This is a genomic window from Paraglaciecola sp. G1-13, from assembly GCF_055809255.1.
Genome location: NZ_CM147903.1, coordinates 3,283,172 through 3,307,612, shown reverse-complemented (window position 1 = coordinate 3,307,612; position 24,441 = coordinate 3,283,172). Strand labels below are relative to the sequence as shown.

Here is a 24,441-nt window from a genome sequence, read left to right as displayed (position 1 = left end):
TGATGTCCCGTTTCAACATGCTAATACTATTATTGGGCTTGTGCCCATCGCTGGAAGCAGTAGCTGACGATCTGGAAATCTACTTTGGCGCGAGCACTGAGCAGGTCAAATACGACCCTAATGTGCTCTTTATCATGGATACTTCGGGCAGTATGACAGCCGATGACGACACCAATGAGTCGCGTATGCTTAGAGTACAGAATGCCCTTAAAGAGACCTTGCGTTCGGTGACCAACGTAAATGCCGGTTTAATGCGCTTTTCGGATTATGGCGGTCCCATACTTTACCCTGTGCGCCCCATAGATGACACGGTTTCACCGGAACTGATTGTGCCTATCGTTGTTGGGACTGACGATGCTACTGAGCGCAGCGGTGTGGTTAATCTTAACAATAGTAGTTTAACCCTATCTGCAGGAACCGACACTGTGTTTACGGGGCTTCGCTACCAGAGCTTGAACATTCCTCAAGGAGCAACCATCACAAGTGCGTACTTGCGCTTTACCTCCCGGGGTTTTGATGCTTCAGCAGCCCAAATTCAGATTAATGCGGAACTTACCCCCAATGCATTGACTTACACCAGTAACCAGCAAGACATCAGCCAACGCACCAAAACATCGAATTACGTGCTTTGGGAGCAAAATAACGATTGGCCCTCAGTTGGCGACACAGTTGCGAGCATTGATTTTAGTACAGTGGTACAAGAAGTTGTTGATCAAAGCGAGTGGTGTGGGGGCAATGATCTTAATATTATTCTGACGACCCAAGGCCTAAGTGCTGCCAGCAACCGGCTGGCTGAAAGCGTCGAACAAGGAGGAGGCCTCTCACCGCAACTAGTGGTGGTTTACGATGAAACTACCGCTACGGGGTGTGTTACTGGAGACTTGACGTATCAAATTGACAGTCAATCTAACAATGCTGAAGAGCGCGGCAATGGATATCAGTCAACGGGTAGTGAATTGACCTTCAATGCCAGCAGTAACGATTACATTGGTTTGCGCTTTCGTAATATCGCTTTACCTCAAGGCGCCGTGGTAAGCAACGCCTACCTTGAATTCACTGCTTATCAAAACAGCAGCAATAACAGCGCATCAATGACAATTCGAGCAGCGAATGAACCGGATCCAAACAGCTTTAATAACTACCCCCGATATTTGTTAAGAAATAAAGCCAAAACCGCATCGGTCGACTGGAGTGGCATTGAGCGATGGTATCGAAATCGAGATTATCAGAGCCCGTCAGTTGCGAGTATTATTAATCAGTTGGTAGAGCGCAATGATTGGCAGTTGGGCAATGACATGATGTTTATCTTGTCTGACTTTAGCAATACGCGGGGGGCCTATACGTATGCAGAGCGCCCTTCGGGAGCCGCCAAATTAGTCATCGAATTTCAAGGTCAAGCGACACCGGGCCAAACCTCAACTGTGCGCGAGCACTTAGTCAGCAAAGTGGATGAGCTCAGTGCCAGTGGTTATACCCCAATCGTGGATACTCTATACGAAGGTGTGATGTATTACGGCGGGCTTGATGTGAACTATGGCCTGGCGCGGGGCAATAATAGTGTATCGAATACCGTTAGGCGTAACACGCGTGTCAGTCACCGACTTTCATATTCAGGACAAGATGCCACGCTTCCCCCTGGCTGCGAAGAAGACAATTTAAGTTCATCTAACTGCATCACTCAACAAATTCCTCAAGGGGCTCGCTATATTTCGCCCATTTCAGATCGCCAATGCCAAGTGAATAATCATATCGTTTTACTCTCGGACGGCGAAGCGAACAACAACCACAGTGTTGATGAGATTGAGAGCTTACTTAGCGCATCGTGCACAGGCAGTGGCGGTGAAAAATGCGGCTTAAGTTTAGTTCGAAACGTAGCAGATTCTGAGGGATCCGTGATAGACAGCCGCATTATTACGCACACCATAGGTTTTGCAGCGAATACCGAAGCCAATAGTTTTTTGAATCAAATAGCCTTACAAGGGGGCGGAGGTTTTTATCAAGCGGATAACAGCCAAGAATTATTAGGTGCATTTCAATCGATTTTGAAAACCGTAAAAGATGTGAACGCGACATTTGTCTCCCCAGGGGTTGCGGTGAATCAATTAAATCGCTTAACCCATAAAGACGAGTTGTACTTTGCGTTATTTAAACCGTCAGAGGGAAGCAACTGGCCTGGAAACCTGAAGAAATACAAAATCGATGGGGATACTATTTTAGATAAAAACGGTTTGCCTGCTGTGGATGACGGCAATGGCTTTTTCTCTGAGCAAGCCCATAGCTATTGGTCAGTGTTAACTGATGGTAATGATGTTCGCCAAGGCGGGGCGGCGAGTAAAATGAGTTTGGCGCGTAATCTATTTACGTTTTCAGCACCAGGAGCGTTCGCTACCACTGATAACCGTATGCATGAAAGTAACAGTAATATCACTGAGCAAGCCCTATCCATTGATATGCTTGATGATGCGAGCACCGTACGTAGCAACTTACTGAAGTGGGTAAGAGGCGTTGACTTAAAAGATGACGATGGTGATGGTGATACATCTGACGTGCGCCTACAAATGGGAGATCCTATTCATTCTCAGCCCGTCATTGTTAATTACTCAGCGACTGACAGCGCTATATTTGTCGCGACTAATCAGGGATTCTTGCATTCATTTGACGCCCAAACGGGTAGTGAAAATTTTGCTGTCATTCCTCAAGAGCTACTCGGCAATTTATATGAATTTTACCGTGAAAACACTACGTCGAATCATATCTATGGTTTAGACGGCGATCTGGTTCTACGTCATTTTGATGACAAGGTTTATCTTTATGTGGGCATGCGCCGCGGCGGTCGAAATTACTACACTTTTGATATTTCCCGTAAATCAAATCCTACCTTAGTGCATCAGATTATCGGGGGAAGCACGGGGTTTGAAAAGCTTGGGCAATCATGGTCAAGGCCAACCGTCACCAAAATCAAAGTGGGCGAAACTATACGCAATGTACTTATTTTTGGTGGCGGTTATGATGCAGAGCAAGACAACAAAATAGCTCGCAGCGCTGACAATGTCGGTAACGCGGTGTTTATTGTAGATGCTGACAGCGGGGAGTTAATTTGGTCAGCCAGCAACAGCGCTGCGGACTTATTACTAAGCGACATGCAATACAGTATTCCTGCTCGTATATCGGTGATTGACCGGGACAATGATGGCTTAGCAGATCATATGTATGTGGCAGATTTAGGAGGACAACTGTTTCGCCTAGACATACATAATGGCTTGGGGCGTAGCGACTTAGTCAGCGGCGGTTTACTCGCTGATTTAGGGGGGGATTTGGCAGAAGACAATCGACGCTTTTACTATGCGCCTGATGTTGCTCAAATAAGTGCCGTTGATGAAAACTTTTATGCTGTGGCAATCGGTTCTGGTTATCGAGCACATCCATTGAATGCGCAGATTCAAGACAGTTTTTATATGTTGAAAGACTTTGGCATCTTCTCAACCGATGAACAAGGTCATTATGGCTTACCTGAAAATGCATTTACCCGTGATGACTTATATGATGCGACGGCCCATCTACTGACCTCATCAGATGAAACCGTGGTAGAGGAGCAAACTGCACTATTCGCCAGTAGGGCGGGTTGGCTGGTGGACCTTAGCACTGGAGGCGAGAAAGTATTAGCCTCGCCGTTAATATTAAATTATCAAGTGTTCTTCACTACCTATTTGCCTGCCACAGCAAACGACAGCCTATGCGCCCCTCCTAGTGGTAACAGCCGCGCATATTTAGTGGAATTAATTAACGGTAATGCGGTGGTGGATCTGAACAATGATAATCAAACGACCCATCAAGATCGATTTGCTGATCTCAAGCAAACGGGTATCGCGCCAGACACCAAAATCCTTATTGAGGATATTTTACAGCCTGTCGTGTGTTTAGGAACTGAGTGTGCGTCAGCGGTGATTGAAGTAGATGAGCAAGGTGATGAAGTCGTCTGTACTTCGGCCTTTGGCTGTTTAGCACAAAACATTTATGGTCGCTTCGAGCGGATCCAAAAGAGCAGTTGGAAAACGGAAATTGAAAGACAAGAAGATGAATAAAAGGCGTATGAACACCCCCTCGAGAATGGCGGCTAATGGCGGCTTCTCTTTGATGGAGTTGATGATCGCTGTTGCTATTGTGGGGATCGTTAGTACGGTTGCCTATCCAAGTTATCAAAGCTACATGGTAGACAGCAAACGCAATGTCGCCCAAGCTGACCTAATGACGTTTGCGGCGCAAATGGAGCGTCATAAGTTAGCTAACTTTAGTTATGCAGGTTCGGCAAATGAGGGAGCAGATACAGGAGAACCAGCTATTTTCGCCCATCATTCACCCGCCAGTGAATCAGCGGATAATAAAGCGTACAACTTGACGATTGATAGCCTGTCGGGTGGTGGTTCTGCCTATCGAATTAAGGCGCAGCCTTTGGTCGCTAGCCAAGGCGCACTTTACTATTATAGTGACGGGCGTAAAGCGTGGGATCAAAATGCAGACGGAGCCATTTCTGCTTCTGAGTTCTGTTGGCGATGCTAATTGAGTTTGGCACTCAATGGCAGTTTAAGAACAGCTTAAAGTCTCTCCGTTTCTGCCCTCATAAACCCCGTTGTTGTCACTGTCTCGACTAGTTTTTACTCTACCTTGTAAACTGATGAACAATGCCCGGTGAGATGACGTTTCTTCGCCGCAAAATAGGATGTCTGCATTATTATTAGCTCCGCCGTTTATAGTAAAAACAACGGGGTTTTGAGGACCTTGAACAGCAATGTTGTTCCTCTCAACACTTAAGGATGCAAGCAATGATTCGTTTGCGTTGCGTTCACCATCCCCGTTGGTATCAACAAAGACCATTTTGGCTAGCGCCCAATTATTAGAACAAGTTGCGTAATCTGATGTAGCACAAAAGGTTGTTTCAATTTGATTATCTATCGAGTGGCCTCTGGCATACTGGGCTAAAGCACTGATCTTATTCATCTGCGCTGCAATTGTGTTGTGGGAAATGGTCGCCTGTAAACTAGGTGCTACGCTCGCGGCGAGAATAACGGCAATACTGACGCTTATCATCAATTCGATAAGCGTCACACCGCGTTGCGCTGCGGGGTTTTCATTTTGGTAACGATAGACTTTTCTCATGCTCAAAGTGTAACGTTAATACTGGCAAGGTAACGTATGAGCCAAGTGGCTATGGTATTAAAAGCGTAGTGATGATTAAGCTTTTAATATCAGAATTATCGGGGCCAGCAATTTGCCGGAGACTGTGTCATAGATTGATTGATAGCTAGAGTTGTACAGCCAGTATCTGCCAGTTGCGTTGACAACGCTTCGGCCTGCAATATAAAACGAGTTGCAGATATGTTCGAAACACTAAATTCATATAAGTCATTTGTCGGTACCGCTAAGGCGACCTCGTCAGCATACGTGGTGTGGGAAATCCGGTAACGCTCTTGTTGTAAATGCCATTTCAATAAGGCGTTTTGCGCATCAACACGACGAGTCTGTACAATGTGATTTTGATAACTGGGCAGGGCGACCATGGCGAGTATCCCGATGATGGTCACCACAATCATCAGTTCAATCAAACTAAATCCAATATAGCGATTATACGTGAGGTGTTGGTGCACAGTTCTTCCTTGTTATTTTTCTTTTCGACATAGGCCTTACCTTCAGCCTAAAATTTTTCTCGATTTAGTCTATATTTATATGCTCAATTATTATTTTTCGCCACGCAAAATGCAGTCAAAGCTTTGTGTACTCGGGTTTGTTGCCCCCTGATTGATTACACTGCTCCTCGCTTGAGTTCGCGCGTTACTTTCATGTTGTAGCCCCATTTTCGGATCACGCATACTGATGAACATGTGCAAAGGAATGTCTCTATTAGAACTTATGTTGGTGATAGCTATTACCATGATATTAATGACGCTAGGCGTCCCCTCATTATTAGATTCAAAACAGCAGCTACATATTAAGCAAGCGGCACAAGAGAGCTATTTCTTTATGCAACACGCTCGCGCAAGTGCTATCGCGTCTGGGCAAAATATTTTCGTTACTATTCAAGACGGCCAAGCGTGGTGCCTTGGAATGAACCTATCCGAAGTATGTAATTGCCAAATCGAAGACAGTTGCTCAGTGTTGGGAGTGCAGTCGCGCATTCAACATAGTGATTTTTCCTCTGTGCAACTGACGCAATTGCGCTTTGGCCAGAATGATAGTGCGGTATTTGACGGCGCCAGAGGCATGGCCATGGGTGATTCAGGCTCGTTGATTTTTGGTGATACGACGGATGAACTCAAACTTATTGTGAGTAATATGGGACGGGTTCGTCTGTGCGTGAACGAAGGTGATATTGTGGCATACAGACAATGTTGAATTCGCGATTTCTTAGCAAAGGCAGTTCATTGATAGAGCTGATGATTGCCATGTCTTTGGGCGTATCAGCGTTGTCTGCATTTACCGCTTTTATCGGGTTTGGGGTCGGGGTAAATGCTAATTTGTTGACCTCCTCTCGTCTGAATGAAGAGTTTACCTTAGTCTCTCAGATGTTAGCCCGAGATATCGCCAGAGCGGGCTTTCACGCAGGTGCATCAGCACAAATTATCGACCCTATTAATGCGTTAAATCCTTTCGCAGATTCGTTAACCCTTAGCCAGTTTACTAATGAAATCGAAGATAGCTGTATTTTATTTGCTTACGATCGCAATGCTAATGGGGTTCTGGATACCCAAGATGGCAATGAAAATTATGGCTATCGCCTGCGCGGTAAAGCAATAGAGATGCGCACAACTGGAGCGCAATGTAACAGCAATGGCTGGCATGATGTAACAGACCCCAATGTTGTGCAGGTCACGCGTCTACATTTTACGTTAACAGAGTTTATCGTTGGACAGAGGGTATTGACGCAAGTAGAGATGAATCTCGTGGCTAACTTGAAGGCTCAGCCAGATGTGTCACGCCAAGGCACAATACGCTTTTTAGTGAACAATGATGCTCAATAAGTATGACTATGGGCATCACCCAAGGCGCGAAAGCAAAGGCGCTATGATGCTTGTGTCGGTATCACTGTTGTTAGTGATTGCTAGTTTAGTCACCGTCCATACTGGGCGCGTGAAGTCCCTTGAGCATAAAATACTGCTCAACAGCCAAAACCAAGCATTGTCATCGGCTGCAGCGCAAGGCGGGTTAGCGCATGGTATGAGCCTTATGCAATCTGATGTTATCTGGCAAGGCGAAGAGCACAATATAACGTTCAGCAATAATGCGCGTGCGATTGTGAGTGCTCAATTCAATCCATTCCAACGTAACGGCTTGAATACACAGTGGGCTACCATCGAATCAGCTGGCTTATCTGCTGATGGGCAGAGTCGACATCAGGTGAGCGAGCAGGTACTTCGTTATCCTTTTCTTCACATTATCCCGCCAGTACCTTTGATCAGCGCCGTTGACATACCTAATGACTTACGTTTTGTCCTAGGGGCGAACCCGAATGCTGGTGGTAATGGGGTGCCGGTCTCTATATGGACGGATAAGACCCTTTCCGCTATTGATGTAGACAGTCGAACCTGTGCATTGCAGATATTTGATGAAAACAGATGTGCTTTAGATATGTATTCGAACAATACCAACTTAGGCATTGATACGCTGCAAGAGCACGAGGGGTTCCCGGCGGATGTATTGGAATACCTGTTCAATATACCTGTGCCTGACTGGCACATTTTAAAGAGTGAAGTGTCGCTTATCGCCGCGGATTGCGAGCCATTAACGATTGCGGATACACGTGTCATATGGATACAAGGTGAATGCCGTTTAGAAATAGGCCAACAGATTGGCAGTATCGATACCCCAATTATGTTAATTCTAGCGGACTCAGCTTTGCTGATGCCTGAGGATAGTCAAATTTTTGGTCTGGTTATTTATCTGAGCACGCAAAACCCACCTAACGCGAAAAGAATAGCCATGGCAGCGAGTGCACAGCTGAATGGCGCATTAGTGCTGCTCTCCCCCATTGATACAGCTTTGAGTCAATTGGCAATTCGATACCAGTTAAATGTATTAACGCAACTGCATCAAGATGCTGACATGCAACGTATCGGAAAAATCAGCGGAAGTTGGCGTGATTTTTAGATGAAGACACATTCTGGATTTAGCTTATTAGAAGTGCTGATTGCTACCGCCATTATGCTGTTCGGTGTCGCTGGTTATGTGCAGTTACAATCCCATTATATAAAACTCGACTATACGTTAAATTTGCGCCAGCAGGCACTCACACTGGCAAAGAAAAAGTTAAGTGACCTGCACAGTTTCAGTGTTGTGCATAGCAGTGCTGGGCAAAAAAGTTATCAAGATATACATTCTGACACAGGAGGGGATATCGCCGCAGGGGAAGTTGCAGTAAAGCTTTGGCAATCGCAAACCCAGACAATCCCCTTTGAATTACACTGGCAAGTGAAAAACATGTACTTCGTCGATACCGATAACGATTTACTGCCTGATACTTGGCTACCTGAAGGCAATGTTAATTTACCGCAAACCTTGCCTGTTGTTGCACCTAAAAAGATGTTGCAGATCACCGTTGGTTGGCAAGACCAATTTGGGGAGGCACTAACTGTCTCCTTGCACAGCCAATTAACGCCAGTACCTTTTACCCGGAGTCAGCATGTGGTGAGTGCCAACATAGGGAACAACCAGCCTTTACCGGTGACGTACATGCCTACGAGGGACAATATTGACGTTTTGCATCATATCGATAGTGATTTAGCGCTACAGGGCAGGGCGCCGATTATTGATGTTGTGGGGGATAATATCGCGATAAAAATTGAGCAAAATCGAGTTGAATTATTTGCCAATGAGTATGAGAAAACACGGTTAGAAAGCCAGCTTGTAGTTGGATGTGATTGCCGAGTAGCGCAAAATGGCTTAGGAAAAACGCCTGCAATGACGGTCATTCAAGGGGATAGATTGAGCACAACCCAAGGGCAAGAGGTGTTCAAAGCTAGAGGCGTTGCAGAGCCAGGACAACACGCCCGATGTGAGCAGTGCTGTAATGACCATCACGATACAAGTGCGATGGTCAATACTCAAAACTATTATCGACTCGAATCAGGTGATGCGCATAAGCACTACAATCGTATAGGTGACAATGTATTTGAAGAAGCTCTCGCTGAAGGGGATGAATATCAGGAAGTTTGTCGATTCAAGCGAGTAGATGGCTTTTATCATGTGGCGAGTGATCTTGTGCAGTTAGCGATCACCGAATTCGCTGCTCAGCATTTAGCGCAGCAAAATAACCGTGACGCCTATACCGCTTATATAAAACAAGTGTTGGCTGCGTATATTCAAAATACGGCGCTACCGCCACCGATGATAGGACGGGATATGACATTGCCCCTAGGGCAATTTCAACTAGCAGCCTATGGTGTCTATATAGAGCGCTTGTATGCCGAAGATTTAGCGTACTTGAACACACTTATTGCCAGCAATGATGACCGCTGGATTGCCCTAGCGCCTTTTTATGATGTTAATGTGACATTACTCGCAGATTGGCGCTCATCCGATACGCTAAGCGTAAATATACTGCAACAAGCGATACAAACTGTTGAGAATGTTGGACAAGATTATTATGCTAGCTACCAAAGAGGTGTCATAGAAAACCTATTGTTGGGCCAAAGCAGAATATATGCATCGATGAATGGCTCTAACAGTGGATTAGTTGGACATGCACCTTTATCACCCTATGAAGCATTGAATGTAAAAGAAGGAGATGGGCTAGAGGTTGTTATTCAGCCCTGATTTTTCAGCCTAATGGTTTCTGACTGAATTTATAGCGCAGGTGTCAGCTATCAGTGGGCCATTCTAATAATCAGTTTTACCAGCAGAGTGAGAGAAAAATGCACAAGCAAGCGGTGATTGACGAAATGCGTGTGAAACCGCAAATTGATGTTGAAAGCGAAGTACAGACCCGTGTTAATTTTATTAAATCCCATTTGGTTGCTTCGGGGTTAAAAACCCTCGTATTGGGGATCAGTGGTGGGATCGACTCTTGCACTTTAGGTCGATTAGCACAAATTGCGGTGAATCAATTGAATTCACCATCAAGCTCTGATTACCAATTTGTCGCTGTGCGGTTGCCTTACAAAGTTCAAGCCGATGAAGACGACGCCCAATTGTCGATTGATTTCATCCAACCGAGCCAGTCAATATCGGTGAACGTGCAGCCAGGTGCAGATGCGATTGATGAGCAAACGAGCAAAGCATTAAGTGATGCAGGGATATTGCCTGCTAGCGATACCAAACGTGATTTTGTTAAAGGCAATGTCAAAGCGAGAACACGCATGGTCGTGCAATACGAAATTGCAGGCATGCTTGACGGTTTAGTGTTAGGCACGGATCATTCTGCTGAGAATATCACTGGGTTCTATACTAAGTACGGTGATGGTGCTTGTGATTTGGCGCCAATGTTTGGCCTGAATAAACGTCAGGTTAGGCAGGTGGCAAGTTATTTGGGTGCACCCGATAATCTTGTGCATAAAGCGCCGACAGCTGATCTAGAGAGCTTAAGCCCGCAAAAAGCTGACGAGCAAGCATTGGGAATGAGTTATGATGACATTGACGATTTTCTTGAAGGGAAGCCTGTGCCACAACAAGTGACAGAGCGCCTATTGGAAATTTATAAAAAGACGCAACATAAACGTGTACCTATTCCCACAATTTATGATTAAGCACACCATCTGGAGAGAAGAAAAGTGAAGAAAGTCGAAGCGATTATTAAGCCGTTTAAAATGGATGATGTGCGAGAAGCACTTGCTGAAGTTGGCGTGAGTGGCATGACGGTAACCGAAGTTAAAGGCTTTGGACGTCAAAAAGGACACACGGAGTTATATCGTGGTGCCGAATACAATGTAGACTTTTTACCTAAAATGAAGCTAGAGGTCGTTATCCCAGACGGGCAAGTAGAACTTGCTATCGAAGCGATTATGAAAACAGCGCAAACCGGCAAAATCGGTGACGGGAAAATTTTCGTTTACGAAGTTGAGCGCGTTATTCGTATCCGTACAGGGGAGGAAAACGAAGACGCCGTTTAATTTAAGTGCTTGAGCACATGCTATAAAAAACGAGGCCATTTGGCCTCGTTTGTGTTTATTACCGGTTAGTCTTACCCGATTAATATTAGAATTAGAAACATCTACTAATGAGTGTGACCACATCCTTCAGCAGTATGAGGATGGCCGTGAGCTATTTCTTCTTCAGTTGCCGCGCGGACTTCTAATACCTCTACATCAAATGTAAGCGTCAAGCCAGACAACGGATGATTGCCATCAACTACAACCGTTTCGTCATCAACATCAAGGATCATCACAGATTGCTCACCTTCATCTGTGGTTGCTCTGAATGTCATGCCAGGCTCAATTTCCATACCTTCGAACATTGAACGTGGCACTTCTTGAACTAGGGTGTCGTGGCGCTCGCCATAGGCTTGTTCAGGCTCGATATCGATAACGAATTTCTCACCAACCTCTTTACCTTCCAAATGATCTTCTAAACCTTGGATCAGGTAATGACTACCTTGCAAGAAAACCATTGGTTCTGATTCTTTTGACGAGTCGATTTGTGTGCCATCTGGCGCACTTACAGTGAAGTGCATGGTAACGACTGTGTTGGTGGTTATATTCATTGGGTACCCATAAAAATTGGTGGTGAATACATGAAATATTCACCGATTAAAAATTAAGTATTCGCCTTTTATTCTAATGAATATGGCAGAGATTGCACGGTAAATACCGCATTAGGTCGATCTTTCAACCGCATTATCGAATTAATTTCAGTGTCGTTTGCCACAACGGCTAATAACCAAGTTTCTTTGTTTAGGGTTGCACTGCGTAATACTGTCCCCCCCTTTCGCCAGTTTTCGCCGACCGGAATTTCAAGGTTATCGCCGGGCAGCAGATTTACTGATTCGTCAGCTTTAAGGATGAAAGCCGCTCGTTTGTTTTTGCCCAAAAACTTAGTTCGAGCCACCACTTCTTGGCCCATGTAACAACCTTTGCTAAAACTGATGCCATCTAGTGCTTGTAAGTTCATCATTTGCGGCACAAATTCATTACTGGTGGCAGTGCGCAATTCAGCAACCCCCGCTTTTATATCAAGCACTTCCCATAGGGTCTTATCAGCATACGTTAGCGTTTCATGTGCAGCTAAATGAGCTTGGCCTTCAGGCGTAAGTACAAGCATGAAGCGTTTGTTTTCTGAGCCTAGCGCTAACACCACACCGTTAGCATTGCTAAGCGATTGCAAGTGTTCAGCCGGTGTACTACCGAATAATTGACTGATAACAGCCTCGAGCTGCTGCCCTTGTCCACCAAAACATGCCCACTGGGTTGGCTCATCGACGAAATCGACCTTAGCAAACACACCGTATTTTTTAAGTTCGGGCAATGACGCCGCGGCACTTTCTTTATGGCTTACGAAAAGCACAGAGTCATTGTGCTCTAGGGCGTAAAAAATGTTCCAAGTCTTGCCTTTAAAGTCACAGTGGCTGCCAAACAGAGCCTCATGGGCGCTAAGTTTTGTCATGTCAGCGGTGACTTGGCCTTGCAAGTATTTGATACGCTCTTCACCACTGATGTTCAATACATGCAAGTCGTCTAAGCGACAAATAAAATCTGCAGGGATGGTGTCCGCGGTATCAATGGTGTTTATCACAAGTGTTATCTCAGCTTAATTCGTAATGGGTAATTGATATGAGGTTAAAATGCTATTTAGCAAGGGGAAATATTGAGAAAGCAATGGCGTTTCAGATGAGGAATATACACGGTAAATTATGCTAAACTGCGCTCGAATAATCACAATAGGATGATCCATGTTTACCAAACAAAGATACGCGCGCCTGAAATGGGCATGTCGGCGCGGAATGTTAGAATTAGATGTTATCTTTATGCCGTTTGTTGAAGAGGGATTCAACGATTTATCTGAAGCGGATAAAGTTATTTTTGAGAGCCTGCTTACATGTGATGATCCCGATTTATACGCTTGGCTTATGGGCCATCAAGCGTGTAATAATCCCGATTACAAGCGCCTGATAGATCACATATTAAGTCGTGTCAAAGTATAGAGTTGAAGTAAAACCGTCGCGAATGCAAGCGTATATCGCCTGTTTGGTTTACGTTGTTTTATTGACAAGTGTTTTTGCTTGGCAGCCTCATAGCCTGCGTTATCAGCTCTTGCTGCAGTTCATATTAGGCAGTTTGATTACCGTATATTGCATAAGCATGTGGCGAAAAAGAGAGCATTCTAAGTTTGTGGTGCAGGTGAGCTACGAAGGTGAGTGGAATTATCTCGATGCCAGGCAAGATGCTAATTGGTGGATCGGTGAGCAATCTAAAATGCTTGGCAGTCTACTATGGGTGCAACGCATACCTCTGTTACAGCGACATCAACCCCAGAAAACTTCTATTCGTTGGAGTTGGATATTCAATGACAGCGTTAGTGAGAAAGACTATCGTCGATTGTGTCGCTGTATTATAGCAAGTCAGCAGCGCGCAAGAACCTGCTAAAAAAGCCAAAAATCAAAAAATTATGAAGACTCCATTAACGACGTTACCTCGTTTTGCTAACCTGATGTTTAAGGCTGCTCTTAAACGAGACAATATTACCCAATTGCCGCCTACGTTCGACGATCTACCCAAGCAGCCCTTGTCTTTTGCTCCGGCACGTTTATTAGATTCAAGTATCGAGCAGTTTCATGCCGTGACAGGATGGCGAGCGGAGCATCTTCATCCGTGTTATTTGCACGTGGTAAGTTTCCCAATGCATTTGATGTTGATGCTGCAAAAAGATTTTCCCTTCGCTTTGTTGGGCTTGGTGCACATTAATAATGAAATTATTCAATATCGCCCTGTGCAAGCGAGTGAAGCCTGTGTGTTTCGTTGCCACTTCAAAGATATGAAGTCCCATGCTAAAGGGATTGTATTTTCAATCGTTACAGATGTGCACGTCGATGGGGAGCTGTGCTGGTCATCCGTCAGCAGTAATTTGTATCGAAGTACTCGATTTAGTGCAATGAATAAAGGAAGTACCCCAGCGAATGAGGCCACAACTGGGCTTGAAGGGAGCGCACAGAGCAAGCAGATGTGGCAATTGCATCCTGGCCTAGGGCGTGATTATGCAAGAGCGTCAGGGGATTTTAACCCCATTCATTTATCTAAGCTAAGCGCCAGATTGTTCGGTTTTAAACACGCTATCGCTCATGGTATGTGGTCTAAATCTCGTTGTCTTTCTGCATTAGAGCAGATAGATCAGGATTTATTCATTCAGCCATTTAACACTCAGGTTCAATTCATTAAGCCAGCAATGTTGCCAAGTCGTGTCGTATTTTCACAGTGCGAGGCTACGCACAGTAAAGCTGGTGATGTTGGGGCTATTGATGAAGTGAATAGTAAAGAGGTTTCAGAGAATACCCAGGAGAGGGCGATGAAGTTTTCACTTAAAAACCAAGATACAGGCGCACCCCACCTGAGCGGAGAGATGCAGTCACTGTGACACTATTTGGTGATTTTCCCTGGGATAACCGACGGGCTCGGGTTTTCGAGCAAGCCAGGGTAGTCTAAGTTGTAGTGTAAGCCACGGCTTTCCTTGCGTTGCTGCGCACACTTCACGATAAGCTCAGCAACGGTCAGTAGGTTACGCAGTTCCAATAAATTATTGCTCACTCTGAAGTAAGAGTAGTACTCATCCACTTCTTGTTTTAACAGTTCGATTCTATGCTGCGCTCTTGCTAAGCGCTTGTCAGTGCGCACGATCCCCACGTAATCCCACATGAAAAGACGTAACTCATGCCAATTATGCTGAATAATAACTTCCTCGTCTGAGTCGCCCACTTGTGACTCATCCCAAGGCTGAATACCCTCATTTGAGTCCCCGTCAGTCAAGCGCTTGATAATGTGATCAGCGGCTGAGTGAGCAAACACTATGCATTCAAGCAACGAGTTACTGGCCATGCGATTTGCACCATGCAAACCGGTATATGCTACCTCACCTAGCGCGTACAGGTTATCTAAGTCGGTTTTTGCATTAAAGTCAGTCACCACACCGCCACAGCTATAATGTGCTGCTGGTACGACAGGAATGGGCTGTCTGGTGATATCGATGCCCAACGCGCGGCACTTACGATAGATGTTGGGGAAATGCTTTTTAATAAAATCAGCGGGTTTATGACTGATATCTAAATACATGCAATCGGCACCAAGGCGTTTCATTTCGAAATCAATGGCCCGTGCGACTATATCTCTTGGAGCCAAGTCACCACGCTCATCGAATTTTTGCATGAAAGGCGTGCCATCTGCGTGGCATAAAAAGGCGCCTTCACCGCGCAGAGCTTCACTGATCAAAAAGTTGCGTGCTTCAGGATGAAATAAACAGGTTGGGTGGAATTGATTAAACTCCATATTAGCAACACTGCAACCAGCACGCCACGCCATGGCTATTCCATCACCACTGGAAACATCTGGGTTGGAAGTATATTGATAAACTTTGCTGGCGCCACCAGTGGCAAGTGCGGTGAATTTGCTGCGGATCACTTCAACATGTTCATGTTTTCGGTTCCACACATAGGCGCCTAACAACTGATTTTGCTCATCCTTGCTTTTGATTAGATCAACCGCATTATAACGTTCAAATATATGGATATTCGGATGCTGTTTGACCGCTTCGATTAAAGTGACTTGAACGGCTTCCCCAGTCGCATCGGCTGCGTGCAGGATACGCCTGTGGCTGTGCCCACCTTCACGTGTAAGATGATAACGCTGTTCACCATCGTTGGTGTCGGTCATTTGATCGAACGGCATACCGAAGTCAATCAACCACTGCATGCAGGTTTTTGCTCTAGAAGCAGTAAAGTGAACCGCTTGTTCATCGCATAAGCCTGCACCTGCATTAAGCGTATCTTTTACGTGGGATTCGATTGAATCGTCTTCGTCGAATACAGCGGCGATACCGCCTTGGGCATATCGTGTCGACCCTTCCGCTAAACTACTTTTACTTAAAACGATAATTTGGCAATGCTCAGCCAATTTCAATGCTAGGCTAAGTCCGGCAGCGCCGCTGCCTATAATTAGTACGTCACAACGATGTTCAACAGTGGAGTGCATAGGGTAAACTACACCAATAATGCCAATAGAGGGTGGCAATACTAATTAATGTTGTAAAAAATACAATGATATTCAATTGGATCAGCCCTTATTAGCCCACGATAACAAAACTATATTTCGAATTTATTTCGTCCTTATTTCGAAAAAAATTCTTACAAAACGAACTTATTGCAAAAGGCATGGTCAATTATAGTGCTTGCATGAGCCAAAATAATATTTGTAGCAGGAGTATCGGCTCGAATGAGCGAGCAGTTAACAGATCAACAAATAGTTGAAAAAGTGCAACGAGGAGACAAAGACGCATTCGGATTGTTGGTGGTTAAGTACCAACACAAGGTGTCTTATTTGGTATCACGATATGTGAAGAACTCCGGTGACGTTGCTGACGTAGCACAAGAAGCCTTTATTAAAGCTTACCGTGCATTACCTAATTTTAGGGGCGATAGCGCATTTTACACTTGGTTATACCGTATAGCCGTAAACAGCGCTAAAAATTATTTAGTTTCGCAAGGTAGAAAGCCCCCTGCGAGCGATGTGGACGCAGAAGACGCGGATTTCTATGATGGCAGTGATGCCTTGAAAGAGAATAATTCGCCAGAAAAAAGTTTAATGTCGGATCAAATGGAAAAATTGCTGTTTGATACGATGGATAAATTACCCGAAGATTTGCGCATGGCCATTAGCCTGCGGGAATTAGAAGGGCTAAGTTATGAAGAGATTGCTAATGTGATGGATTGTCCTGTTGGGACTGTTCGATCACGAATATTCAGAGCTCGTGAAGCACTGGATAAGGTTATTCAACCTTTGCTGCAACGTTAGCAAAGGGATTAAGAACGGTGACTGTTGTAACAATGTCATGTTGACATGTTGCAGTTGCAAGTTAATTTGAGATAGATTTTTATTTCAAGTGACAGTTTATTTAAGCGTATATTCAGGAAGCTTGTTATATGACGCAAAAGATTGAAAATTTGTCTGCTCTAGTTGATGGTGAGTTACACGACGAACAATTACTAGATGCAATTAAAAATGATGCTGAGCTTGCCGACAAATGGCAAAGCTATCACTTAATACGCGACAGTTTGCGCAAAGAGATGACAGCACAAATCAATGTTGATATTGCTGCAAATGTAGCCGCTGCATTGGCATCAGAACCTGCCATTCTTGCACCGAAGAAAACATGGCGTGATCTACCTTTGGTTGGTTCTGTGGTACCCTTTGCTAAACAAGGTGGGCAAATGGCCATTGCAGCATCAGTTGCAGTAGCGATGATAATCGGTGTACAGCAGTACAACCAGACTGATGTAGAGCAACCATTTAATTCTGCTCCTGCATTGTTGGGTATCCAAGGTGGTTTATCGCCGGTCAGCTTAGAGCAGACGCGTACTCTACCTAGAGCTGATGCATCAGAGCAGCGCAGAGTCATTAACGCCTACTTGAATGACCATAAGCAGCAATTACGTTTTAAAGCCGCACCGGCCGAAGGCGAATCTGAAGTAGAGTTATATGATACTGAACAGTCAAACAACGTTGAAAGCATCTCACAAAAATAAATCTTTCCAATGCATTAGGCAGGTTACGCTTGCCTGCCTAGTGTCTTTATCTTTTTCTAGCATTGGTCAATCAGTCGAAGACGACAAAAATACAGTGTCTGTAGACCTTCCAGCGTCATCCCACAGTGAACCTGCTAAAGCTTTTCCGTCTGATAGCGCCCATGGCTGGCTCGAAAAGATGTCTTATGCCCACAGTAACCTGAACTACAGTATTTCATTTGTACTGCTCAAGCCCGGCGTTGACTCTCAACCCTACTTATGGCGTCACGGTGTAAGTGCTAACGGTGTCAAAATGGAGCAACTGAATTTACTCAATGGCCCGGGTAGGGAAGTCGTGCGAATCGACGATAAAGTAAGTTACTTTGAGCCAAATGTTCCACCATATAGTTTGCAATCAAGGGTTATCAACGGGCCATTTCCCAGTGAGTTTTTCCAACAGCCTGATGAAATCAAAGACAGCTACGATTTTGTTATGGTGGGTCGTAGCAGAGTATCTGGACGAGCCGCCCAGCAAATTCGCATTGTTAGTAAAGATAAATCTAGATTCGGCATGAATGTCTGGCTTGACCAAGAAACTGGCCTGATGCTTAAAATGAATTTAGTGGATTTAAATGGCCAGTTACTAGAACAAATACAAGTGACAGCATGTCACGTCACAGAGCAGCCTGATGATTTTTTTGAAAAAATTGAGCCTGCTATGTTACCAGAGGTATTAAAGTTAAGGCCGCAAACGCATACTAAAGCGATTTGGGATATTGCCTATATGCCTATTGGTATGGTTGAGGTTAAACGTGATATTCATCGTTTGCCAATCACAGGGCAATCTGTTGAATATGTTATGTTGAGCGATGGCCTCGTAGATGTATCCATATACATGCGTGAAAGTCAAAACGATGGAATAAACCAAGATATTTTGCTGCGCCACGAATCAGATACCTTACTTACCTTAAACCAAGGCAGGCTGAATGTGACTGTAGTGGGTAAGCTTCCCCCTGAAACAGCTAATCATATTGCCAGTTCGATCCACTTAGCCACTAATTGACATGATTGAAGAAGTTGGCACTGTCATTGACGTCCAAATGCGTCATGAACATCAATTTATTAAAATCGCTACTCAGGTAAAATCTACTTGTGGCAGTTGTCATGCAAAAGACAATTGCGGCACGGGTGTGATTGCCCGAGCGCTAGCTAATAAACGCGACGAGCTATGGTTACCTTGCGACGAATCAGTTGCTGTAGGGCAAGATGTTAAACTAGGCATTCCTGAATCTATGCTGCTAAGTGCTTCGTTGCTCGTTTATATGTTACCGCTTATGGCCATGATTGTCGTGGCAACCACTAGTACTTTATTGCTATCAAGCTACTCAATTGAGGGGGAAGGTTGGGTGATTTTATCTTCCATGGTCGCTGCCGCTGTCAGTTTTTTAGGCGTAAAACGCTATATCTCAGGCACTAAAACGCAGTTCGAACCCCAACTTTTAGCCGTCTTACCCAGCTTGAAAACCCGAGTAGACTGTATTGATGTAAACATCATTGAGCCTTAAACGCTATTTCGAGCATTAATTATGCATATCCGTTGAGTTCTTTATCGCAAATTGGCTGATAAAATTGTAAAATCCGCGTCTATTTAATTTAATTTGTTCCCCTAATTTCCTTGAGCACATATCTGCTGCTTGCAAAATTACGCTTAGGGCAGGCAAAACGTACTAGGTACATTTCAAAAGTCTATGCAACACAAGCACATACGTAACTTCTCGATCATCGCCCATATTGACCATGGTAAATCCACACTTTCGGATCGTTTAATCCAGCATTGTGGTGGTCTATCCGAACGCGAAATGTCAGCGCAAGTTCTCGATTCAATGGATATTGAGCGCGAACGGGGTATTACCATTAAGGCTCAGAGTGTCACGCTCAACTACAAAGCGAGAGATGGTGAAACTTACCAACTAAACTTCATTGATACACCGGGGCACGTGGATTTCTCCTATGAGGTGTCGCGTTCTTTAGCTGCCTGTGAGGGTGCGCTTTTGGTCGTAGATGCAGGCCAAGGTGTTGAGGCGCAAACTCTCGCTAACTGTTACACGGCCATCGATTTGAATATGGAAGTGGTGCCGATTCTAAATAAAATCGATTTACCTCAAGCGGAGCCTGACCGCGTAGCTGAAGAGATCGAAGACATTGTGGGTATTGACGCAATCGATGCCGTACGTTGCTCTGCTAAAACCGGTATTGGTATTGAAGATGTACTTGAAGTGATTGTACGCCAAATTCCGCCACCAGAAGGTGATATTGACGCCCCACTAAAGGCCCTTATCGTAGATTCTTGGTTCGATAACTACCAAGGTGTCGTGTCGTTGGTGCGTATCGTTCAGGGCGAGTTACGCAAGAATGATAAGATTAAAATTATGTCGACGGGTGTGGTGCATCAAGCCGATAAAGTCGGTATTTTCACGCCTAAAGCCACAGACACCGGTATATTACGTGCAGGCGAAGTAGGTTTTATCGTTGCGGGCATCAAAGAAATTCACGGTGCACCCGTGGGCGATACGATTACTCTTGCTCGCGCACCTGCGGATGCGGCGCTACCGGGTTTCAAAAAAGTGAAGCCTCAGGTTTACGCAGGGCTTTTCCCTATTAGCTCAGATGACTACGAAGATTTTCGGGATGCACTGGCTAAACTTAGTTTGAATGATGCGTCTTTGTTCTTTGAACCTGAAAGCTCATCAGCTCTGGGTTTTGGTTTCCGCATTGGTTTCCTTGGCATGTTGCACATGGAAATTATTCAAGAGCGCTTAGAGCGCGAGTACGATTTAGATTTGATCACCACTGCGCCAACGGTAGTTTACGAAGTTGTGACCACTGATGGTGAAACGCTTTACGTAGATAATCCTTCAAAGTTACCACCCGTTAACTCCATCGATGAAATCCACGAACCTATCGTAGAAGCCCACATCCTTGTGCCGCAAGAGTATTTAGGCAGCGTTATTACCTTGTGTGTAGATAAGCGTGGTGTACAAACCAGCATGACTTATCATGGCAAGCAAGTGGCGGTGACTTATGAACTGCCTATGGCTGAAGTCGTTATGGACTTTTTCGATAAGCTCAAATCCACAAGCCGTGGTTTTGCATCACTTGATTACAATTTCAAACACTTCCAAACAGCTGAAATGTCTAGACTGGATATTCTTATCAATGGCGAACGAGTGGATGCGCTTGCGATGATCACCCATAAGGACAATGCTCAATCTCGTGGGCGTGATTTGGTTGAAAAGTTGCGTGAGCTGATCCCGCGTCAAATGTTCGATATTGCTATTCAAGCTGCTATCGGCAACCAGATAGTAGCGCGTAGCACGATCAAGCAATTGCGGAAAAACGTAATCGCCAAATGTTACGGTGGTGATGTGAGTCGTAAGAAGAAACTTCTTCAGAAACAAAAAGACGGTAAGAAACGTATGAAGTCAGTGGGTAACGTTGAACTTCCTCAAGAAGCGTTCCTTGCTCTACTCAAGGTAGGTAAGTAAATGGCAAATTATTTTTCATTATTTTTAGTGGTACTTACCCTAGCATCAGGCCTCATTTGGCTTGCTGACTCTTTAATGTTCGCACCAAAACGTAAAGAACGAGCGGTGACAGGGGAAGACGGCTCCAGTGTGACCGGCGACCCAGAAGAGCAAACATTACCTTGGCTGGTGGATACGTCTCAACAAATTTTTCCCGTCATAGCGTTTGTATTGGTGTTACGTTCGTTTCTATATGAACCGTTTCAAATTCCATCAGGTTCGATGATGCCTACCTTGTTAGTGGGTGACTTTATTTTGGTTGAAAAATACGCCTACGGAGTAAAAGACCCTGTCTTCAGAAGTAAATTTTGGGACACAGGTGTGCCAGAGCGCGGAGATGTTGCGGTATTTAAGTACCCCAAAAATCCTAGCCAAGATTACATTAAGCGAGTGATTGGTTTACCAGGTGACACGGTTATTTACCGAAACAAGCAGCTATTTGTTAAGCCAGCGTGTAACTCAGCCAAAGACTGCTCAGCTATTGAACCGGTAGAATTAAACTTTGTTGATCGCGGTGAGGCTTATCAAAACTTTGTGCCTCTGGAAAAGTACCAAGAAAAACTAGGTGAAGTAACACATGATATCTTCCGTTTACCCAGTAATTTGAATCGTACGCAGGATTATTATCAGCAACCCGGCACACAAGCCGATGAGTGGATAGTCCCTGAAGGCCAGTATTTTATGATGGGTGACAACCGTGATAATAGCTTAGACGGTCGTTTCTGGGGATTCGTTCCGGATGCAAACCTAGTTGGCAAAGCCGTGGCGATTTGGATCAGTTTTGAGTTTGACCGTGCCCCTAGTAGCTGGGTACCAAGCTGGATCCCAACCGACGTACGTTTTAATCGAGTAGGTAGCATTATTTAGATGCAGTTGATAGACCCTTACAAACCTTTATACACCAAACTCGGTTATGAGTTTCAGGACCCAAAAAACCTAACGGTTGCTCTCACCCATAGAAGCGTGGGTGCGAATCATAACGAGCGTTTAGAATTTTTAGGTGATGCCGTACTGGGCCTTGTTATCGCAAAAGCACTTTTTGAGCGTTTTCCTAAACAGCCTGAGGGCAATTTAACGCGAATGCGTTCCAGTTTAGTCAAAGGTGATACTTTGGCAGAAGTGGCCAGAGAGTTTTCCTTAGGTGACTTGCTGTTACTTGGCCCAGGTGAGCTTAAGAGCGGCGGCCATCGTCGAGATTCAATATTGGCTGATGCTGTCGAAGCTATTATAGGTGCTATTTATCAAGAAGTGGGCATGCAGGGCTGCGAGCCATTAATTTTAGCTTGGTTTGCTAAGCGCATCGATGCACTCAACCCAGATGCAACGCCCAAAGATGATAAGACGCGGTTACAGGAATATTTGCAAGGTCGGCAGCTGCCTTTACCCGAATACGAAGTCATTGATATTAGCGGCAAGTCCCATGACCAGACTTTTACGGTGCAATGCACAGTATCAGGGTTGAGCAAACCTATTATTGGCCGTGGAAAAAGTAGACGTCGCGCCGAACAGCGCACAGCAAAGCAAGCACTCGAGAATTTAAAAAATGTCTGATATCACTTATTGTGGAATGATTGCCATCGTCGGCCGTCCTAATGTAGGTAAATCAACCCTACTCAATGCGCTTCTAGGCCAAAAAGTGAGTATTACCTCACGCAAACCGCAAACTACCCGCCATCGTATTATGGGCATCGACACGCATGAAAATCGCCAAGCCATATATGTAGATACCCCAGGTTTACATATTGAGGAGAAGCGTGCGATTAACCGTTTTATGAACCGTGCCGCATCAAGTTCTATTTCTGATGTTGGTTTGGTGCTATTCGTTGTCGAGGGCACAAAATGGAATGAAGACGATCAAATGGTATTAACCAAAATCATGCAAAGTAATGTGCCTTGCTGGTTGATCGTCAACAAGTCAGACAACGTAAAAGACAAAGAAATATTGCTGCCACATTTAAAGTGGTTAGGTGAACAACACGCCTTTGATAAAATCATGCCTATTTCAGCCAGAAACGGCAAAAACGTGAATGAATTACGCGATATGGTGAATGAAACACTTCCTGAAAGTGAGTTTTATTTCCCTGATGATTACATCACCGACCGCTCTAGCCGTTTTATGGCGGCTGAGATCATCCGTGAGAAATTGATGCGCTTCACAGGTGATGAATTACCTTATTCAATTACTGTCGAAATCGAGCAATTCATGATGGCTGAAAACGGTGTTTATCGTATCAATGGCTTGATATTGGTTGAGCGCGATAGTCAAAAAAGCATGGTCATTGGCAAAGGCGGACAACGCTTAAAAACAATTGGTGCAGAAGCTCGAAAAGACATGGAAAGCCTGTTTGATACCAAGGTATTTTTGGAACTTTGGGTAAAAGTAAAATCAGGTTGGGCCGATGACGAACGTGCGCTGCGTAGTCTGGGTTACGGGCAGGATAATTAATCTAAAGTTCGTGTAAGCACCTAGATTTGCGTGTTATAACCAACATTTATTGAATGGCGTTTTTGAGGGAGTAAAGCATGCAACCTTTGAGTCAAATAAGACGGGAATATAGCCAAGGGCATCTCACTGAAGCGTCATTGCTGACAGATCCCTACGCACAGTTCGATAAGTGGATGGCGGACGCAGTCGAGGCTGGCTTACCTGATCCAACTGCCATGACGGTAGCAACGGTTAATAGTCAGGGCCAGCCGTCACAACGTATCGTTTTATTGAAAGATGTTATGGACGGTTGCTTTGTCTTTTACACTAATTTGGGTAGTCGCAAAGCACAAGACCTACTCACTAATAGCAAAATCTCCCTGCACTTTCCTTGGCATATTTTAGAGCGCCAAGTGTTAGTCAGAGGAAGCGCTTCGCTATTACCTCGCCAAGACGTACAACACTATTTCTCGTCTCGTCCACTATCGAGTCAGCTTGCTGCTTGGACATCCAAACAAAGCCAACCGATTGAAAGCCGCGATGCATTACTTTCTCGCTTTGAAGACACCCAAATGAAGTTCTCTGACAAGAACATTCCTGCTCCAGAATTCTGGGGAGGCTTTAAAATCATACCTCAAGAGATTGAGTTCTGGCAGGGTGGGGAACATAGATTGCACGATCGCTTCTTGTTTAGCAGAGAAAACAGCTCGAATTGGTCAATCCAACGTTTGATGCCCTAACGAGTT

At 44.8% G+C, this 24,441-nt stretch carries 25 protein-coding genes; 20 read left to right on the top strand and 5 right to left on the bottom strand.

All coding sequences use genetic code 11. The features are described from left to right. The first annotated feature begins 2 nt into the window (after window positions 1–2). Both AC0L6N_RS14100 and AC0L6N_RS14095 read left to right on the top strand, forming a co-directional pair. Complete coding sequence (locus tag AC0L6N_RS14100) at window positions 3–4,082, top strand: PilC/PilY family type IV pilus protein (protein WP_473481341.1); 4,080 nt, start codon at window positions 3–5, stop codon at window positions 4,080–4,082. A 7-nt stretch (window positions 4,083–4,089) separates the two neighbouring features. Then, window positions 4,090–4,557, top strand: a complete 468-nt coding sequence (locus AC0L6N_RS14095; protein WP_473475325.1) for a type IV pilin protein — start codon at window positions 4,090–4,092, stop codon at window positions 4,555–4,557. 24 nt (window positions 4,558–4,581) lie between these two features. Here AC0L6N_RS14095 and AC0L6N_RS14090 read toward each other — a convergent pair whose 3' ends face one another. Together AC0L6N_RS14090 and AC0L6N_RS14085 are read right to left on the bottom strand one after the other, a co-directional pair. Further along, window positions 4,582–5,154, bottom strand: a complete 573-nt coding sequence (locus tag AC0L6N_RS14090) for a GspH/FimT family pseudopilin (RefSeq protein ID WP_473481339.1) — start codon at window positions 5,152–5,154, stop codon at window positions 4,582–4,584. Window positions 5,155–5,249: 95 nt separating this feature from the next. Beyond that, a complete protein-coding gene (locus tag AC0L6N_RS14085) occupies window positions 5,250–5,642 on the bottom strand; it encodes a type IV pilin protein (RefSeq protein ID WP_473475323.1) in 393 nt (130 codons plus the stop codon). Window positions 5,643–5,868: 226 nt separating this feature from the next. Between AC0L6N_RS14085 and AC0L6N_RS14080 the strand changes: the two genes are divergently transcribed. From AC0L6N_RS14080 to AC0L6N_RS14055, 6 genes are all read left to right on the top strand, one after another. Further along, entirely contained in the window at window positions 5,869–6,387 is a 519-nt protein-coding gene (locus AC0L6N_RS14080) for a GspH/FimT family pseudopilin (protein WP_473475321.1), read from the top strand. Continuing rightward, on the top strand, window positions 6,381–7,013 hold the full coding sequence (locus AC0L6N_RS14075; RefSeq protein WP_011575905.1) for a prepilin cleavage protein: 633 nt from the start codon (window positions 6,381–6,383) through the stop codon (window positions 7,011–7,013). The genes AC0L6N_RS14080 and AC0L6N_RS14075 overlap by 7 nt, the downstream gene beginning before the upstream one ends. Beyond that, complete coding sequence (locus AC0L6N_RS14070; RefSeq protein ID WP_473475319.1) at window positions 7,000–8,139, top strand: PIN domain-containing protein; 1,140 nt, start codon at window positions 7,000–7,002, stop codon at window positions 8,137–8,139. Before AC0L6N_RS14075 ends, AC0L6N_RS14070 begins: the two co-directional genes overlap by 14 nt. Then, entirely contained in the window at window positions 8,140–9,804 is a 1,665-nt protein-coding gene (locus tag AC0L6N_RS14065; RefSeq protein WP_473475317.1) for a type IV pilus modification PilV family protein, read from the top strand. 98 nt (window positions 9,805–9,902) lie between these two features. After that, window positions 9,903–10,733, top strand: a complete 831-nt coding sequence (gene nadE / locus AC0L6N_RS14060) for an ammonia-dependent NAD(+) synthetase (protein ID WP_011575902.1) — start codon at window positions 9,903–9,905, stop codon at window positions 10,731–10,733. A 24-nt stretch (window positions 10,734–10,757) separates the two neighbouring features. Next, a complete protein-coding gene (locus tag AC0L6N_RS14055; RefSeq protein WP_006993147.1) occupies window positions 10,758–11,096 on the top strand; it encodes a P-II family nitrogen regulator in 339 nt (112 codons plus the stop codon). A gap of 104 nt (window positions 11,097–11,200) precedes the next feature. On the opposite strand, the gene AC0L6N_RS14050 is transcribed toward AC0L6N_RS14055, so the two are convergent. Next, the gene (locus tag AC0L6N_RS14050) at window positions 11,201–11,686 is read right to left on the bottom strand and encodes an FKBP-type peptidyl-prolyl cis-trans isomerase (protein ID WP_011575901.1); all 486 of its coding nucleotides are present in this window, start codon (window positions 11,684–11,686) and stop codon (window positions 11,201–11,203) included. A 68-nt stretch (window positions 11,687–11,754) separates the two neighbouring features. After that, window positions 11,755–12,714: a tRNA-modifying protein YgfZ gene (gene ygfZ / locus AC0L6N_RS14045; RefSeq protein WP_011575900.1), complete on the bottom strand. Its 960-nt coding sequence runs from the start codon at window positions 12,712–12,714 to the stop codon at window positions 11,755–11,757. Window positions 12,715–12,871: 157 nt separating this feature from the next. Between ygfZ and AC0L6N_RS14040 the strand changes: the two genes are divergently transcribed. Genes AC0L6N_RS14040 through AC0L6N_RS14030 form a run of 3 tightly spaced genes read left to right on the top strand, consistent with a single transcriptional unit; the run spans window position 12,872 to window position 14,550 of the window. Then, on the top strand, window positions 12,872–13,123 hold the full coding sequence (locus AC0L6N_RS14040) for an FAD assembly factor SdhE (protein ID WP_011575899.1): 252 nt from the start codon (window positions 12,872–12,874) through the stop codon (window positions 13,121–13,123). A 22-nt stretch (window positions 13,124–13,145) separates the two neighbouring features. Beyond that, entirely contained in the window at window positions 13,146–13,565 is a 420-nt protein-coding gene (locus tag AC0L6N_RS14035; protein ID WP_473475315.1) for a protein YgfX, read from the top strand. Between the two features lie 22 nt (window positions 13,566–13,587). Beyond that, window positions 13,588–14,550, top strand: coding sequence for a MaoC family dehydratase (locus tag AC0L6N_RS14030; RefSeq protein ID WP_473475313.1), 963 nt, complete (start codon window positions 13,588–13,590; stop codon window positions 14,548–14,550). A 2-nt stretch (window positions 14,551–14,552) separates the two neighbouring features. Here AC0L6N_RS14030 and nadB read toward each other — a convergent pair whose 3' ends face one another. Next, window positions 14,553–16,157, bottom strand: a complete 1,605-nt coding sequence (gene nadB, locus AC0L6N_RS14025; protein WP_011575896.1) for an L-aspartate oxidase — start codon at window positions 16,155–16,157, stop codon at window positions 14,553–14,555. A 240-nt stretch (window positions 16,158–16,397) separates the two neighbouring features. On the opposite strand from nadB, the gene rpoE reads away from it, so the two are divergent. The 9 genes from rpoE to pdxH all read left to right on the top strand — a co-directional run bounded on the left by rpoE (window position 16,398) and on the right by pdxH (window position 24,435). Beyond that, window positions 16,398–16,976: an RNA polymerase sigma factor RpoE gene (rpoE, locus tag AC0L6N_RS14020; protein ID WP_006993139.1), complete on the top strand. Its 579-nt coding sequence runs from the start codon at window positions 16,398–16,400 to the stop codon at window positions 16,974–16,976. A 128-nt stretch (window positions 16,977–17,104) separates the two neighbouring features. Next, window positions 17,105–17,707: a sigma-E factor negative regulatory protein gene (locus tag AC0L6N_RS14015; protein WP_473475311.1), complete on the top strand. Its 603-nt coding sequence runs from the start codon at window positions 17,105–17,107 to the stop codon at window positions 17,705–17,707. Then, window positions 17,661–18,749: a MucB/RseB C-terminal domain-containing protein gene (locus tag AC0L6N_RS14010; RefSeq protein ID WP_473475309.1), complete on the top strand. Its 1,089-nt coding sequence runs from the start codon at window positions 17,661–17,663 to the stop codon at window positions 18,747–18,749. The genes AC0L6N_RS14015 and AC0L6N_RS14010 overlap by 47 nt, the downstream gene beginning before the upstream one ends. 1 nt (window position 18,750) lies before the next feature. Beyond that, window positions 18,751–19,251 (top strand): SoxR reducing system RseC family protein, encoded by a 501-nt coding sequence (locus tag AC0L6N_RS14005; protein WP_473475307.1) that lies wholly within the window; start codon window positions 18,751–18,753, stop codon window positions 19,249–19,251. A gap of 183 nt (window positions 19,252–19,434) precedes the next feature. Then, window positions 19,435–21,231 carry a translation elongation factor 4 gene (gene lepA / locus AC0L6N_RS14000; RefSeq protein WP_011575892.1) on the top strand — a complete coding sequence of 599 codons (1,797 nt, stop codon included), beginning with the start codon at window positions 19,435–19,437 and terminating at the stop codon, window positions 21,229–21,231. After that, window positions 21,232–22,137, top strand: coding sequence for a signal peptidase I (gene lepB / locus AC0L6N_RS13995; protein WP_473475305.1), 906 nt, complete (start codon window positions 21,232–21,234; stop codon window positions 22,135–22,137). Continuing rightward, window positions 22,138–22,821, top strand: coding sequence for a ribonuclease III (gene rnc / locus AC0L6N_RS13990; RefSeq protein ID WP_011575890.1), 684 nt, complete (start codon window positions 22,138–22,140; stop codon window positions 22,819–22,821). After that, window positions 22,814–23,716 (top strand): GTPase Era, encoded by a 903-nt coding sequence (era, locus tag AC0L6N_RS13985; protein WP_011575889.1) that lies wholly within the window; start codon window positions 22,814–22,816, stop codon window positions 23,714–23,716. Before rnc ends, era begins: the two co-directional genes overlap by 8 nt. Before the next feature lie 77 nt (window positions 23,717–23,793). After that, a complete protein-coding gene (pdxH, locus tag AC0L6N_RS13980) occupies window positions 23,794–24,435 on the top strand; it encodes a pyridoxamine 5'-phosphate oxidase (RefSeq protein WP_473475303.1) in 642 nt (213 codons plus the stop codon). Window positions 24,436–24,441 lie beyond the last annotated feature (6 nt).

What these genes read in the sequence shown, in the direction of transcription:
- AC0L6N_RS14015 (WP_473475311.1), top strand. Translation starts at nt 17,105, where the DNA reads ATGACGCAAAAGATTGAAAATTTGTCTGCTCTAGTTGATGGTGAGTTA.
- lepB (WP_473475305.1), top strand. Translation starts at nt 21,232, where the DNA reads ATGGCAAATTATTTTTCATTATTTTTAGTGGTACTTACCCTAGCATCA.
- AC0L6N_RS14050 (WP_011575901.1), bottom strand. Translation starts at nt 11,686, where the DNA reads ATGAATATAACCACCAACACAGTCGTTACCATGCACTTCACTGTAAGT.
- AC0L6N_RS14065 (WP_473475317.1), top strand. Translation starts at nt 8,140, where the DNA reads ATGAAGACACATTCTGGATTTAGCTTATTAGAAGTGCTGATTGCTACC.
- AC0L6N_RS14070 (WP_473475319.1), top strand. Translation starts at nt 7,000, where the DNA reads ATGATGCTCAATAAGTATGACTATGGGCATCACCCAAGGCGCGAAAGC.
- era (WP_011575889.1), top strand. Translation starts at nt 22,814, where the DNA reads ATGTCTGATATCACTTATTGTGGAATGATTGCCATCGTCGGCCGTCCT.
- AC0L6N_RS14080 (WP_473475321.1), top strand. Translation starts at nt 5,869, where the DNA reads ATGAACATGTGCAAAGGAATGTCTCTATTAGAACTTATGTTGGTGATA.
- AC0L6N_RS14010 (WP_473475309.1), top strand. Translation starts at nt 17,661, where the DNA reads ATGATACTGAACAGTCAAACAACGTTGAAAGCATCTCACAAAAATAAA.
- AC0L6N_RS14030 (WP_473475313.1), top strand. Translation starts at nt 13,588, where the DNA reads ATGAAGACTCCATTAACGACGTTACCTCGTTTTGCTAACCTGATGTTT.
- lepA (WP_011575892.1), top strand. Translation starts at nt 19,435, where the DNA reads ATGCAACACAAGCACATACGTAACTTCTCGATCATCGCCCATATTGAC.
- rpoE (WP_006993139.1), top strand. Translation starts at nt 16,398, where the DNA reads ATGAGCGAGCAGTTAACAGATCAACAAATAGTTGAAAAAGTGCAACGA.
- AC0L6N_RS14075 (WP_011575905.1), top strand. Translation starts at nt 6,381, where the DNA reads ATGTTGAATTCGCGATTTCTTAGCAAAGGCAGTTCATTGATAGAGCTG.
- AC0L6N_RS14100 (WP_473481341.1), top strand. Translation starts at nt 3, where the DNA reads ATGTCCCGTTTCAACATGCTAATACTATTATTGGGCTTGTGCCCATCG.
- AC0L6N_RS14040 (WP_011575899.1), top strand. Translation starts at nt 12,872, where the DNA reads ATGTTTACCAAACAAAGATACGCGCGCCTGAAATGGGCATGTCGGCGC.
- pdxH (WP_473475303.1), top strand. Translation starts at nt 23,794, where the DNA reads ATGCAACCTTTGAGTCAAATAAGACGGGAATATAGCCAAGGGCATCTC.
- nadE (WP_011575902.1), top strand. Translation starts at nt 9,903, where the DNA reads ATGCACAAGCAAGCGGTGATTGACGAAATGCGTGTGAAACCGCAAATT.
- AC0L6N_RS14035 (WP_473475315.1), top strand. Translation starts at nt 13,146, where the DNA reads ATGCAAGCGTATATCGCCTGTTTGGTTTACGTTGTTTTATTGACAAGT.
- nadB (WP_011575896.1), bottom strand. Translation starts at nt 16,157, where the DNA reads ATGCACTCCACTGTTGAACATCGTTGTGACGTACTAATTATAGGCAGC.
- rnc (WP_011575890.1), top strand. Translation starts at nt 22,138, where the DNA reads ATGCAGTTGATAGACCCTTACAAACCTTTATACACCAAACTCGGTTAT.
- AC0L6N_RS14090 (WP_473481339.1), bottom strand. Translation starts at nt 5,154, where the DNA reads ATGAGAAAAGTCTATCGTTACCAAAATGAAAACCCCGCAGCGCAACGC.
- AC0L6N_RS14005 (WP_473475307.1), top strand. Translation starts at nt 18,751, where the DNA reads ATGATTGAAGAAGTTGGCACTGTCATTGACGTCCAAATGCGTCATGAA.
- AC0L6N_RS14095 (WP_473475325.1), top strand. Translation starts at nt 4,090, where the DNA reads ATGAACACCCCCTCGAGAATGGCGGCTAATGGCGGCTTCTCTTTGATG.